The organism is Leisingera sp. ABM4_101, assembly GCF_056158725.1.
Genome location: NZ_JBSWTV010000002.1, coordinates 2,556,804 through 2,570,316 on the forward strand (window position 1 = coordinate 2,556,804; position 13,513 = coordinate 2,570,316).

11 protein-coding genes are annotated in these 13,513 nt (G+C 65.0%); 2 read left to right on the forward strand and 9 right to left on the reverse strand.

Features of this window, described 5'->3' with window-relative positions; all coding sequences use genetic code 11:
- From ACXAEK_RS13680 to ACXAEK_RS13700, 5 genes are read right to left on the reverse strand one after another with little or no spacing between them, the layout of a single operon-like run.
- A complete protein-coding gene (locus ACXAEK_RS13680; protein ID WP_019295814.1) occupies positions 1-270 on the reverse strand; it encodes a K+/H+ antiporter subunit F in 270 nt (89 codons plus the stop codon).
- Complete coding sequence (locus ACXAEK_RS13685) at positions 267-764, reverse strand: Na+/H+ antiporter subunit E (protein WP_475042685.1); 498 nt, start codon at positions 762-764, stop codon at positions 267-269. Before ACXAEK_RS13685 ends, ACXAEK_RS13680 begins: the two co-directional genes overlap by 4 nt.
- On the reverse strand, positions 761-2,299 hold the full coding sequence (locus ACXAEK_RS13690; protein WP_475045276.1) for a monovalent cation/H+ antiporter subunit D: 1,539 nt from the start codon (positions 2,297-2,299) through the stop codon (positions 761-763). Before ACXAEK_RS13690 ends, ACXAEK_RS13685 begins: the two co-directional genes overlap by 4 nt.
- Positions 2,299-2,652 (reverse strand): Na+/H+ antiporter subunit C, encoded by a 354-nt coding sequence (locus ACXAEK_RS13695; protein ID WP_475042686.1) that lies wholly within the window; start codon positions 2,650-2,652, stop codon positions 2,299-2,301. The genes ACXAEK_RS13690 and ACXAEK_RS13695 overlap by 1 nt, the downstream gene beginning before the upstream one ends.
- Before the next feature lie 2 nt (positions 2,653-2,654).
- Entirely contained in the window at positions 2,655-5,516 is a 2,862-nt protein-coding gene (locus ACXAEK_RS13700; protein ID WP_475042688.1) for a monovalent cation/H+ antiporter subunit A, read from the reverse strand.
- Positions 5,517-5,793: 277 nt separating this feature from the next.
- Here ACXAEK_RS13700 and ACXAEK_RS13705 point away from each other — a divergent pair, with 277 nt between their 5' ends.
- Together ACXAEK_RS13705 and ACXAEK_RS13710 are read left to right on the forward strand one after the other, a co-directional pair.
- On the forward strand, positions 5,794-6,267 hold the full coding sequence (locus ACXAEK_RS13705) for a rhodanese-like domain-containing protein (RefSeq protein WP_475042689.1): 474 nt from the start codon (positions 5,794-5,796) through the stop codon (positions 6,265-6,267).
- Positions 6,267-7,106, forward strand: a complete 840-nt coding sequence (locus ACXAEK_RS13710; RefSeq protein ID WP_475042690.1) for a CE1 family esterase — start codon at positions 6,267-6,269, stop codon at positions 7,104-7,106. The genes ACXAEK_RS13705 and ACXAEK_RS13710 overlap by 1 nt, the downstream gene beginning before the upstream one ends.
- A 253-nt stretch (positions 7,107-7,359) precedes the next feature.
- Here the strand turns inward: ACXAEK_RS13710 and mdoH are convergent, their stop codons facing one another.
- The 4 genes from mdoH to ACXAEK_RS13730 are packed head-to-tail and all read right to left on the reverse strand — an operon-like array spanning position 7,360 to position 13,385.
- Positions 7,360-9,237, reverse strand: coding sequence for a glucans biosynthesis glucosyltransferase MdoH (mdoH, locus tag ACXAEK_RS13715; RefSeq protein WP_475042692.1), 1,878 nt, complete (start codon positions 9,235-9,237; stop codon positions 7,360-7,362).
- A complete protein-coding gene (locus tag ACXAEK_RS13720) occupies positions 9,234-10,742 on the reverse strand; it encodes an OpgD/OpgG family glucan biosynthesis protein (RefSeq protein ID WP_475042693.1) in 1,509 nt (502 codons plus the stop codon). Before ACXAEK_RS13720 ends, mdoH begins: the two co-directional genes overlap by 4 nt.
- A complete protein-coding gene (locus ACXAEK_RS13725; protein ID WP_475042694.1) occupies positions 10,739-12,001 on the reverse strand; it encodes an OpgC family protein in 1,263 nt (420 codons plus the stop codon). Before ACXAEK_RS13725 ends, ACXAEK_RS13720 begins: the two co-directional genes overlap by 4 nt.
- A 22-nt stretch (positions 12,002-12,023) precedes the next feature.
- Positions 12,024-13,385 carry a tetratricopeptide repeat protein gene (locus ACXAEK_RS13730; protein WP_475042695.1) on the reverse strand — a complete coding sequence of 454 codons (1,362 nt, stop codon included), beginning with the start codon at positions 13,383-13,385 and terminating at the stop codon, positions 12,024-12,026.
- Between the last annotated feature and the right edge of the window lie 128 nt (positions 13,386-13,513).

Below are 13,513 nucleotides of genomic sequence, written 5' to 3' on the forward strand. Positions count from 1 at the left end.
TTACTCGATGATGTTGCCGCGCAGGATGAAGCGCGCATAGGCCACGGTGGAGACAAAACCAAGCATGGCGATGATCATCGCGGCCTCAAAGAAGATCTCAGTCCCCAGTGCCATGCCGTAAAGGACCATCAGTGCGATGGCGTTGATGAACATGGTGTCGAGCGCCAGGATACGGTCGGCGACGTCGGGGGCGGTGACGACCTTCCAGAGGTTCATCAGCATGGCGAGCGCGAAGCAGGCGAAGGCAAAGGTGGCGGCGCTTTCGATCATTCGAAAATCTCCATCAGCCGGCGCTCGTAGCGCTGTTTGATTTCATCCCGCACCGCGTCGGGGTTGGGGGCATCCAGGCAATGGACCAGCAGGGCGTGGCCCTCGTCCGAGACATCCGCCGACAGGGTGCCGGGGGTCATGGTGATGGTGCCTGCAAGGGCAGTGATCGCCTCGGGTGTTTTCAGGTCCAGCGGGACGGTGATCCAGTTCGGGCGCCGGTCGGCGTTGGGTTTGAACAGAACGATGCGGGCGACGATGATATTGGCCTGCACGATGTCCAAGAGCACCACCAGGATGTATTCCGCGATTTTGAACGGGCGGCGCAGGGTGGGGCGGTTGGGCCAGTAGGGCTGGGTCACGAAGGGGATGATGACCCCCAACAGGAAGCCGAAGACCAGCGAGTTCAGCGACCACCGGTTCACCATCAGGAGCCAGGTGAGGGTCAGCAGAAGGGTGAGGAACGGGTGCGGGAACAGCCGCCAGATCAGTTTCATTCCGCGGTCCTCCCCAGAACGGTGTCGATATAGGCCGTGGGCGCATAGAGCTGTGCTGCCGTTGCCTCGGCGTAGCGGGTGGCGGGGCCTGCAAAGACGGTGAGCGCAATCAGCCCGCCAAGGAGGCCAAAGCAGGCCACGAAGGGCAGCTGCGCCGGGCGGGCGGGCAATGTGCCCACCGGCGGCTCTGCGCTGGTGCCGGTATCTTCGGGTGGCAGGCCGTGGCCTTTCCAGAACAGGAGCGAGCCTGCACGCGCCATGCCGATGATGGTGATGAGCGAGCCCAGCAGGATCACGCCCCAGATCCAGGGCGCCAGCGCGGCGCCGCGGGTGGCGTCCAGCACCAAGAGCTTGCCCAGGAAGCCCGACAGCGGCGGCATCCCAGCCAGCGCGATGGCGGCGGCAAAGAACAGCGCCGAGATCAGCCCGGTCTGCGGCATGGGCAGCTGCGGCAGGATCCACTGGCCCTGACGCTCCATCACCAGATCAGCGACCAGGAACAAGAGCGCTGCTGCCAGGGTGGAATGCACCAGGTAGTAAAGTGCTGCCGCCGCGGCGGTCTGGGTGAACAGCGAAATGGCGATCAGCAGCGTGCCCATGGAGGCGATGGCGCCGAAGGCGGCGAGGCGGCCCAGTTTCTTGGAGCCGAGGACGCCGATGGCGCCGGCGCCAAGCGTCAAAAGGGCGGCGGGCAGCAGCCAGCTTTCAGTCAGGCCTGCGGTGGCCTCGACTTCGGGGCCGAACACCAGCGTGTAGATGCGCAGGATCGAATAGGCGCCGACCTTGGTCATGATGGCAAAGAGTGCCGCCACCGGCATCGGTGCGTTGGCGTAGGCCGAGGGCAGCCAGAAGTGCAGCGGCAGGAGCGATGCCTTGATGGCAAACACCAAGAGGAGCATCACTGCGCCGACGCGCAAGAGGGCGGTGTCCTCCGCCGGGATCTGGGCGACCTTCACGGCGAGGTCGGCCATGTTGAGGGTGCCGGTCACGGAATAGAGCGTGCCAAGCGCAAACAGGAACAGGGTGGAGCCCAGGAGGTTGAACACCACATACTGCACGCCGGCCTGGAAACGGCGGGTGCCGCCGGAGTGGATCATCAGACCATAGGAGGCGATCAGCAGCACCTCGAAGAAGACAAACAGGTTGAAGGCGTCGCCGGTCAGGAAGGCGCCCATGATGCCCATCAGCTGGAACTGGAACAGCGCGTGGAAGTTGGCGCCGCGGGTATCCCAGCCTGAGCCGATGGCATAAAGCAGCACCGGCAGCGCCAAGAGCGACGTGAGCACGATCATCATCGCCGACAGCCGGTCCAGCACCAGCACAATTCCAAAAGGCGCGGGCCAGTCGCCGAGTTCGTAGACCTTTACTGTGCCGTCAGCGGCCTGCGCGGCCAGCGCCAGGGTGACGCCTGCCAGCAGCACTGCGCTGGCCAGCGAGAAGATCCGCTGCAGGTCCAGATGGTGGCGCAGCACCATGATGATGAAGGGGGCAACAAGGGCCGGCAGCACCACCGGCGCGATCAAAAGATGCTCCATCATGCGTCCTCCTCTGCGCCGTCTGCCTCAATGGGCATGGCGGTGCCGTCATCGCGGGACGAGAGATACGCCCCCAGCGCGATCATCACCACCACGGCCGTCATGCCAAAGGAGATCACGATGGCGGTCAGCACCAGCGCCTGCGGCAGCGGGTCGGTATAGGCGACCTCCTCATACTTGTTGAGGATCGGCGGCGCGCCGGTGACCAGCCTGCCGGTGGCAAACAGGAAGACGTTGACCGCATAGGTCAGGAGCGACAGGCCCAGGATCACCGGAAAGCTGCGGCGGCGCAGGATCAGGTAGACACCTGCCGCCGTCAGGATGCCCACGGCAGAGGCAACGAGAAGTTCCATGGTTATCCCTCCGTCCCGGTCTTGGCCGCTTCGTCGCGTGCCGGGTTGATGTCCATTGCGTGTTCCGTGCTCATCCCCGGCTGCCAGGCAAAGCGCGACAGGCTTTCGAGTGCCAAGAGCACCGCGCCGACAACGGCCAGGAAGACGCCGAGGTCAAAGAGTGCGGCGGTGGCCCATTCGAACTCCTCCAGCGGCGGCCAGTGCAGGTAGCCGAAATCGCTGGTCAGGAAGGGCTTGCCGTTGAACCAGGCACCCATGCCGGTGGCGGCGGCGATCAGCACGCCGGAGCCGATGATGGCGTGATAGGGGTAGCGCTGCCGCTCGGCTGCCCAGGCAAAACCGGAGGCCATGTACTGCATGATGATGGCGATGGCGGCGACCAGGCCGGCAATGAATTCGCCGCCCGGCAGATTGTGGCCGCGGAAGAAGATATAGGCCGCCACCATCAGCGCCAGAGGCATCATCACCCGGGTTGCCACCACCATCATCAGCGGGTGGGCGTCGCCGGCCTGCGGCAGGTCCGGCTTGCGGTTCAGAAGATAGGCGCGGACCTTGGAGCCGAGCACCGCCTCAGTCAGGGCAAAGATCACCATGGCGGCGATGCCCAGCACGATGATCTCGCCAAAGGTGTCATAGCCGCGGAAGTCGACGAGGATCACGTTCACCACATTGGTGCCGCCGCCGCCCTTGTAGGAATTGGCGAGGTGGAAATCCGAGATGGTCGGGAAGGCGAAGTCGCGCATCAAGAGCGCATAGATCAGCCCGCCTGCCCCAAGGCCCGCCACCACCGCAATTGCACCGTCGCGGATGCGGGTGAGGGCCGGGGTTTCAACCGGGGTTTCCTTGGGCATGAAGTTCAAGGCCAGCAGCATCAGGATGATGGTGACCACCTCAACCGAGATCTGGGTCAGCGCCAGGTCCGGCGCAGAGAGGTAGTTGAACGAGAGGGAAACCACCAGGCCCACCACGCCGATGAGCACCAGCGACAGCAGACGGTTGCGGTGCTTGGCGACGATAAAGAGGGTTGCCACCACCAGTGCAAACCAGCCGGTGATGGGCAGGGCGCCGGGATCCTGGATCTGACGGGTTTCAGCACCCAGGGTGCCGCCGCGGTAGGCGAAATAGCCGATGGCGACGGTGAAGGAGACCATGATCGCCGCGTAGCGGGTGAGGACGCCGTTATGCAGCCCTTCGGTCACGAATTGGCTGAGACGGGTGAAGGCGGTGATGAGCGCCTCGAAGATGGTCTTGGCCTCGGGCCGCGGCATGGCGTTCCAGATGCGCTGAAGGGGGGCATGCAGCGCCAGCAGAACTGCACCGCCCGCAACGGCGGCAATGGACATGTAGAGGGCCGGGGTCAGCCCGTGCCAAAGCTTGAGAGAGTAATAGGGCAGTTTTTCTCCGCCAATGACGGCGGTGGCGGCTGTGGCGACCATGGGACCTGCGATCTTGGCCGAGGCAAGGCCGATCAGAACCACAAGCAGCACCAGGAAGGCCGGGCCGATCCACATGCCGGTGTTGGGGTCATGGGGGTGGCCGGGGTAGTCGTTGCGTTTGGGGCCGAGGAAGACATGCGCGATGAAGCGGAAGGAATAGGCCGCCGAGAACAGCGCCGCCACGGTGGCCAGCGCGGGCACGATCAGGTGCGAGCCGTTCCAGAGGGTGTGGGCGGTTTCTTCCAGCATCATTTCCTTGGAGAGGAAGCCGTTGAGGGGCGGGATGCCGGCCATCGACAGCGCCGCAACTGTACCGATTGTAAAGGTGACGGGCATCAGGTGGCGCAAGCCGCCAAGGCGTTTGATGTCGCGGGTGCCGGCCTCGTGGTCGACAATGCCCGCGGTCATGAACAGGGCGGCCTTGAATGTGGCATGGTTGATGATGTGGAAGACGGCTGCCACCGCGGCGATCTTGGTGCCAAAGCCAAGCAGCATGGTAATCAGGCCCAGGTGGCTGACGGTGGAAAACGCCAAGAGCGCCTTGAGGTCATCCTTGAACAGCGCAATCACTGCGCCCAGCAGCATTGTGACAAGGCCCGTGGTGGCCACGATATAGAACCACTCCGGCGTGCCTGCCAGCACCGGCCAGAGGCGGGCCATCAGGAACAGCCCGGCTTTCACCATGGTGGCGGAGTGCAGATAGGCCGAGACCGGGGTCGGCGCCGCCATCGCGTGCGGCAGCCAGAAGTGGAACGGGAACTGCGCCGATTTGGTGAAGGCCCCCAGCAGGATCAGGATCAGCGCAGGCAGGTAGAGATCCGAGGATTGGATCGCTTCCTTGTTCTGCAGGATCACGCTGAGGTCGTAAGAGCCTGCGATATGGCCCAGGAGCAGCATCCCCGCAATCATCGCCAGCCCGCCGGAGCCGGTGACAGTCAGCGCCATGCGCGCGCCCTGGCGGCCTTCGGGCAGGTGCTTCCAATAGCCGATCAGCAGGAAGGAGCTGAGCGAGGTAAGCTCCCAGAACACCAGTAGAAGCAGTATGTTGTCCGAGAGAACAATGCCAACCATCGCGCCCTGGAACAGCAGCAGATAGCTGTAGAACTGGCCCATCGGGTCTTCGCGCGACAGGTAGTAGCGGGCATAGAGGATGATCAGGAGGCCGATGCCCAGGATCATTGCCGCAAACAGGAAGCCCAGCCCGTCGAGGAAGAAATGCGCATTGAGGCCAAGGGCCGGAAGCCAGTCCACGGCGGCAAACACGGTCTCGCCGCGGAACACGGCAGGGATGTGCAGCATCAGCCCGATGAAGGCGAGCAGCGTGGTCAGCCCGGCGGCAGAGGCAGCCGCATTGCGTCCGGCGCGGATCAATAGCGCGGGAAAGACGGCTCCGATAAAGGGCAGGGCCGCAATCAGGAAAAGGGACACGTGCAAGTCTCCTGTCGGGTTGGCGCGTCGTTTTTAGGCCAGTGCTAAGCAATTTTCTTGCTCAGAACCACCCCCGCCGCCCCGAATGCGGTAATATTGCCGCAGCCGGAAGCGGATTGAATACGCTCGTTACGGGCATAATTGGGCAGCAGACGCGCAATAACAAGAACTTGACCGACGGAATCATCCTGTTTCTGGTGATTGCCGGGCCGCGGCCTGCTAGAGCAGGGGAAAGCTCCCGCGGCGGGGCAGGCGGCGCAGCGGCAGTGGAGGAGAGATGCCGGTGGCATATTCGGAAAACCCAAAAGTGACGCGGCGGCTGATGCTGCTGGGCGGCGTGGCGGCAGCGGCGGCAGCGGGATACTGGTGGCAGCGCCGTCAGCCGCCTGCCTATGGCCAGCCGCGGCTGAGTGCGGCCCAGGCATTTGCACAGGTGCAGGCGGGGGAGATTACCCTGGTGGATATCCGTACACCGCAGGAATGGCGGGCCTCAGGCGTGCCGGTGGGCAGCCATCAGATTGACATGCGGCGCGAGGATTTTCTGCAGGCGCTGCAGGCGGTGGCGGGGCCGGACCCTGCTGCGCCGGTGGCGCTGATCTGCGCGCGCGGGGTGCGGTCCGCCCGGCTGACCCTGGCGCTGGCCGAGGCCGGTTACACGAATGTAATCGACGTGCCGGAGGGGATGCTGGGATCCGCTGCGGGGCCGGGATGGATTGCAGGCAATTTGCCGGTCGCACGGTGGGAGGGATGATGAAGGCAGTGATATCAGGTGTGGCGGCGGCAGTGCTGGCCGCAACATGGGGCAGTACCGCTGCAGCGGGTTGCGGGGCAGAGCCCGGGGCTTGCAGCGTAGAGGCCGGCCAGTACCATATCGTGCTGCCGGACCGGGACGCGGCAGAGGCGGCGCCTGTGGTGATGTTTCTGCACGGCTATGGCGGCAGCGGCCGCAGCGTGCTGCGCAACCGGGCGCTGGTGGAGGGGCTGACGGCGCGCGGCTATGCGGTGATTGCGCCAGAGGGGCGTAAGCGCGATGGCACTGGGCCGCAGAACTGGGGGTTCGGCCCCTTTGACGAAGGGCGGGACGAGGGGGCATTTTTTGCCTCGGTGCTGGCGGATGCCAACGCGCGGTTTGGCACCTCGCAATCGCAGACCGTTCTGGCCGGTTTTTCCGCGGGCGCCTTCATGGTGCATTATCTGGCCTGCCGTGATCCGGCAGCTTTTGCGGCTTATGCGCCGGTTTCAGGTGCATTTTGGCGGCCGCAGCCGGAGCGCTGCGAGGGGCCGGTGCGGCTGCTGCAGGTGCATGGCTGGCGCGACGAGGTGGTGCCGCTGGAGGGGCGGATCCTGGGCGGCGGGCGCTGGCAGCAGGGCGATGTTTTTGCGGCGCTGGAGGTCTGGCGCGACGCCAATGGCTGTGCCTCCCACGCGCCGGACAGGGCGTGGAGTGCAGCGGGCCTGCTGCGCCGCAGCTGGGACTGCGGGCCGGGTGCGGAGGTCGGGCTGGTGCTGTTTGACGGCGGCCATTCGGTTCCCAAGGCCTGGGCCGGGCTGATGGCGGATTGGTTTGAGGATCAGCCCGCCGTGCGCTGAGGCGGACGGCACAGGACCGGGCGCGGGCAGGGGCTCCCGCCCCCTAGGCCCGAAAATCGGAGATTTGCGCGCCAAGGCGTTGGGCCGGGCAGCGCGCCCATGGGCGCGCTGCGGTCGCTCCTTACCGCGCAGGGATAGGTTCAAAGGCAGCGAATTGCCTGTGCCGCAGCCGCGCCGCGCGGCGCAGGGCCCAAGGCCGCCAAGGGTGTCCCCGGCGCAGCCGGGGCATCCTGCGGGCGCGGGAGTTCTCGCCTTATTCTGCAGGGGTGCCGCGGGGCGTGCTGCCGTCGAGCAGCGCCTTCAAGTCGGCGCGGGCGGCACGGGCGGCGCGGGTGATCTGGGGTTCGGTGAACTCCTCGCGCGTGGCCATCCAGTGGCGGATACGGTTTACCGTCTTAACGCCGGAGAGCGCCGAGAGCGGCACCGCCAGCACCAATGATAGCGCGATAGGCGCCAGCCACAGCGAGACGGTGCTGGTCAGGATCCCGGCCCAGAGCGCAACGCCGCTGACGGTTTCCAGCGCGTGGCAGGTCACAAGGGTGCGCAAGGAATAACTGCCGCCGTCACGCGCCTGCGGTGCCCAGCCGCGCTGCAGGCCAAGGGCGGTGCGGAACACCGCGATCATCTGCTGCACCATCAGGATCGGGGCGTAGAGGATGGCCAGTAGCACCTCGGACAGGAAGGACAGCACGAAATGCACCGGGCCGCCGTATTCGGAAAACCGGCTGCCGGTCAGCGGCAGTGCCGCCGCGGCCAGCATCTTGGGCGCCAGCAGCATGGCGTAGATCAGGATGATCACCAGCACATGCTTGGGCTCGGACATGTCGGGCCAGCTGGGGCGGAAGGGATTGGCCTCGCTGAAGTAGCTGATCACCGAGGCTTCCTCGCTGCGGCCGATCACGGCCCAGAGCACCAGCAGCGCAAACCAGACCGGCGCCATCAGGTAGCCGATCGCACCGGCAAACAGGTGGAAGCGGGAGATCGCGCGGAAGCCCTTGGCGTGCAGCAGATTGAGGTGCTGCAGGTTACCCTGGCACCAGCGGCGGTCGCGCAGGATGTGGTCGATCAGGGTGGCGGGGGTTTCCTCGTAAGAGCCGCGGATGCGGGGCAGGAAGCGCACCGACCAGCCGGCCCGGCGCAACAGGCCTGCCTCGACGAAATCATGGCTCATGATCAGCTTTTCGCCGCCGCCGAAGCGCGAGCGCAAGAGTGGCAGGCCCGCACAGGCGGCAAAGGCGCGGGTGCGGATGATGGCGTTATGGCCCCAATAGTTGCCCTCGTGGCCGGCCCAGCGGGCCAGGCCCTCGGCCAGGGCGAGGCCGTAGACGCCATTGGCGAACTGCTGCATCCGGCCAAAGACCGATTGCGCGCCGATCAGTTGCGGGTAGCTCTGGATCAGGCCGGCGCCGGGATCGCGGGCCAGCGCATCGGCCAGCCGGGCAATGGCGCGGCCGGTCATCAGGCTGTCGGCGTCCAGCACCAGCATCGCCGCATACCCCGCGCCCCAGCGGCGCACCCAGTCGGCGATATTGCCAACCTTGCGGCCCTCATTGTCGGCGCGGCGGCGGTAGTAAAGCTCGGTGCCTTCGGGCAGCATGCTGCGCAGCGCCTCGACGCTGGCGCGCTCCTGCGCGGCAATGGCATCGTCACGGGTGTCCGAGAGGATGAACATCGCGTATTCATGCAGCCCGCCGCGGCCGTGAAGTTCCTGCAGCATGGTCTGGGCGTTACCCAGCACGTACCAGGGCACCTCGTTGTAGACCGGCATCAGGAGCGCCACCTTCATCGGGCGGGCAGCGCCGCGGGCAGCGGTGCGCTCGCGGCGCGACAGGCCGTAAAGGCCCAGCAGCACGGTAGAGACGGTGAAGGCGATCCAGAAGAAGTTGAAGGCAATCAGCGCCAGCAGGATCATCTCCAGCACTGAGAAACCGCCATCGGTGAACCAGCCGCCCATCACCCAGGTGAGAACACCGGTTGCGGCCATCGCGGGCGAAAACGCCAGCAGGCGCCACAGCGCCACCTGGCGCGGTGCGGCGCCGCCGGGGGCCTCTGCATCGCGGAAGTCCTTGCTGAAGTCCTGTTCCGGCATTGCCAGAGGCTGTTCCGGGGGCATCAGATCACATGCAGTCATGCGGTCCACCTGTAAAGCCAGACCTCGGAAGCGGGGCTGCCATCCTTCCTGAGCTGGGCGCGAAGTTCAACGTGATCCCGGTCGCCGGGATCGAAATAGAAGGCAAGCCGCAGGCCGCCGGTTTCCGGATTGCGCTGCAGCACGCCATCGGTTGTCGCCACATGGGGAGAGTGGATGTGGACGTCAAGAGCGTCGGGGCCGTCTTCGAACAGCGGATGCGCGTCAAAGTCGATGGTGATGATCCGGCCTGCGCCGCCGAAGATCCGCTCGCCCTCGGCGGTGTCGATCACGCGCGGCATCGGCAGCACCGGCTCCTCGCCCCAGGTGAGGCGGTAGTTCAGGCTGATCTCCGACCCGGCGGCATAGGGTTCGCGCGGGCGCCAGTAGGCGACGATGTTGTCGTAGATTTCCTTGTCCGCCGGGATTTCCACCAGGGTGACGGCCCCTTTGCCCCAGTCTTCCTTGGGTTCCACCCAGAGGCAGGGGCGGTTGTGATAGAAGGCTTCGAGGTCGTTGAAGTCCGACAGTTTGCGCGAACGCTGCATCAGGCCGAAGCCGCGCGGGTTGTCGTCCACGAAGGAGGACACCTGCAGGCGTTTCGGGTTGGCCAGCGGCCGCCACAGGGTTTCGCCATTGCCATTGAGAACCAGGAGGCCGTCGGTGTCATGCACTGCAGGGCGGAAATCGTCGAAACGGTGGCGGTTGGTGGCGTCAAACAGGAACATCGAGGTAAGCGGCGCCAGGCCTGCGTGGGGCAGTTCCTCGCGCGCGAAGAGGGTGGCCTCCACATCCATCACCGTGCTGCTGCCGGGGGTGACGGAGAAACTGTAGGCGCCAGTGACCGAGGGCGAATCCATCAGCGCATGAACCACCATGTGGCGCTGGCCGGGGGCGGGGGCCTCCAGCCAGAATTCGATGAACTCCGGAAACTCCTCGCCTTCGGGGTCGGCAGTCCTGAGGGCCAGGCCGCGGGCCGATTGCCCATAGGCGTTGCCGATGCCGATAGCACGGAAATAGCTGGCGCCCTGGAACACACAGAACTCGGTCTTCTTGGTAGGGTCATCCAGATCGGTGCGCAGGCGCAGGCCGGAATAGCCCAGGTGGCCGTCGGTGGTGAGGTCCGGTGCCTTTTCGTTCTTGTCGAACAGGTTGATGTCAAACGGGACATGTTCGGCCATGCCGTCCGTCACCGTGTTGATCTGGATCGCGCGCGGGAAGTAGAGGCCCGGCAGGAAGAAGTCGACGTTATAGCTGCGGTCCGTCTTGGACCACAGGGCGTCTTTGGTGCGGAACCAGCGGGCCTTGTAGTCGTCGTAGGACTGATCCAGCCAGTCCTGCGGCACCGCCGGGCGTTCGGCATAGGGTTTGGCAGCAAGCGCGCGGGCCTTTTCGATCACCAGGCTGCGGGAAAACGGCATGGCTTCACTGGCCATCCCAGGCAGTGCGGACAGGGCGGTGCTGCCCAGGGCAGCGGCCAGGAAGCTACGGCGGGTAAAAGAGCTCATTTCTTGGCTCTCCAGGGCTGAGACTTGAACCAGGCGGCGCCATAAGCGCAACCAATGATTAAGAAAAATCCAAACAGATTTGCGAATGCCGTGGTCATAACCGCGCGGTCGGTCTGGTCAAGCGCAAAGCCGATGAACCGGGCCAGCGCCATTGAGAAAACGAACACCGCAAGCGATTGCTGGCCGACTTTGGTGATGATTTTCAGCAGCACTTCCCAGATGCGCGCCGCGGTGGAGGAGCCCGACGCGATCAGCCGTTTGCCGCCCTCGCCGGCTGCCACCCAGCCGAGATAAGCCAGCGCCAGGAAGTGGGTGTAGCGCAGCAGGCCGAAGTCGGTCTTTTCGCGCCACTCGCCAATGGCATCGCGGCCCGGCTTGATCAGGTCGGCAAGTTCGGGGCTGGCGGCCTTGACCCAGGTGAAAACCTTCCAGGAGCCATAAGGCGCCGACAGGATCAGGAACGCGGCGGCAAGCACGATCAACGTCTTGGAGACCGGCGGTTTCGGCAGCCAGCCCTTCATGAAGGCAAAGCCGGTGAAGAACAAAAGCTGCCAGCCGAAGGGGTTGAAGAACCACTCGCGCTCCGACCATGGCTCGGCAGGCAGCGACAACCCGTCGGGGCCAAGGCCGATGATATAGGGGTTGGCGGTCAGCCAGATCAGCACAGAGGCCATGCCGACAGCCCAAAGGCCCGCCTTTTCCAGCCCCATCATCAAGGGCATCAGCATCAGCACAACTAGGTACATCGGCAGGATGTCAAAGTAATTCGGCACATAGGTGAGGGTGAACAGCCCCACCAGCTGGGTCATCGGATCCTTGAAGAAATGGCCGAGGTTCAGCGAGTTCACATAGCTCTTCTCAAACCCGCCATAGAGGTCGATGGCCGCCATCGAAACGGCGATGAAGACAAACAGCCCGATATGGGCCCAGAACACCTGCCAGCAGCGGAACAGCACCCGGGCAGTGCCCAGCCACCAGCCGCGGCGGGCAAAGGAGCCGCCAAACGCAATCGCCGAGGCCATGCCCGAGCAAAACACAAAGATCTCGGTTGCGTCGGAGAACCCGAAACGCGCGGGGATCCAGCCGGTCCAGCGGTTGCCCGGGATATGGGCAATCAGGATAATGAACATGGCAATGCCGCGGTAGAAGTCGAGCCGCGGGTCGCGCACGCGCGGCTGCGCCGATTGCGGCGGCGGCGCGGCCCGGTTGGCGGCGCCTTGGTCTGTCTGTTGCCCGGGGAAGGGCGCAACGCTGGACATGTGAGTGGTCGTCCTTGAGGTCTTATTCGGCGGGAACGCTGGCAGCGCCGGAGGTGTCCCGCGCTTCGGCGATCAGAGTGCGGCGGGCCAGGGCGTAATTGTCCTCGGCGCCGCCGCGTTTGCTGCGGCGGTCATCCAGGATTGCCTCGACCGCGTCAAGCTGTCCTGCACGCAGGCCCGCATCAATGGTAATGCGTTCAAAAACATCGCGTTGGGCGTGGCTGCCGCCGGCCAGCTGCATGCTGCTGCGGGCGGCGGACAGATGGGTGAACGCGGATTTGTAGTTGCCTTCACCAAAGGCCTCCAGCCCATCGGCGGCGGCGCAGCCGGGGGTGCCCATGCGCTCGCAGGCTTCCGAGCCGCCCTTTTCGGCGTCGGCATGGATGCGCTGCACCATCTTGTGGGCGTCTTCCTTGCGGTGGCCGGTCAGGGCCAGGAGGTAATGAAGATCGGCAAAGATCAGGCTGCCGTCCTCGGTCCGGTTGGCGCAGAGGTCCGACAGCTCCTCCCAGCGGTTGCCCACTTCGACGCCCTCCAGCTCCAGCCGGACCAAGAGCGAGGTGGCGTTGGAGATGTCGCGGTAGTCGTCGGTTTTGTCTTTGCGCACCTCAGTATCATAAAGCGCGACGGCCTCGTCCATCTGGCCCAGGTCCAGGTGCATGAGCGCCTTGTGCCACCAGACGTGGTAACGGAAGTTGTTGCAATGGGCCCAGGCTTCTTCGCGGCCATGCAGCCACTCAAGCCCTGATTTTGCATTGCCGGTCATGTCGTGCACATGCGCCACGGCGTGCAGGCCCCAGGCATCATCCGGTGCCATCCACAGCGCTTGGCGGCCGGCATTGGCGGCGCGTTCGTAATCGCCGGTTTCCTCCAGTGCAAAGGAGTGGCAGCCCAGCAGGTAGCCGCGGCCCGCGTGGTTCGGCGCATAGGCCGGCATCACCCGTTCGATCGAAGCGCGCATGCCCTCAGGGTCGCCCATGATGAAACGGATGCCATGGCTGAGTTTCATGGCCAGCGTGTCCTGCGGGAAGACGTCCAGAACTTCCTCCATCCGGCGGATCGCCAGGCTGGGGCGGCCCGCAAGCCAGTTTTCCAGCGCGTCAACATATTTGCGCTCGCGCGGCAGGGCACCTTCGTAGAACGCCTTGGCATCGCGCAGCGCGTCCTGCGCGGTGGGCAGCAGCTCCCGGCGGCCCAGCATCAAGAGCGACAGCCCCTTGATCGCATGGGCCAGGGCAAACTCCGGCGCCGCCGCCAGCACCGCGCCGAGGTGGTCGGCGGTCACGGCTGCATGGGCCAGAACTCCCAGCTGCACGGCATTCCAATCCTGCAGGGCTGCTGCATCGGTCAGGCTGCTGTCTTGGCCGAAGATATCATGCGTCATGGGAGTCCAATCTTTGTTCTCGAATTGAAAAGCGGTTTCCGTGTCCTGCTGAAGATTAGATCATCAGATTGGTGCCGGCGAACCCCGCTCGCGCTTTGGTGATGGCCTGTGTGTGTTTGGCTGTAAAT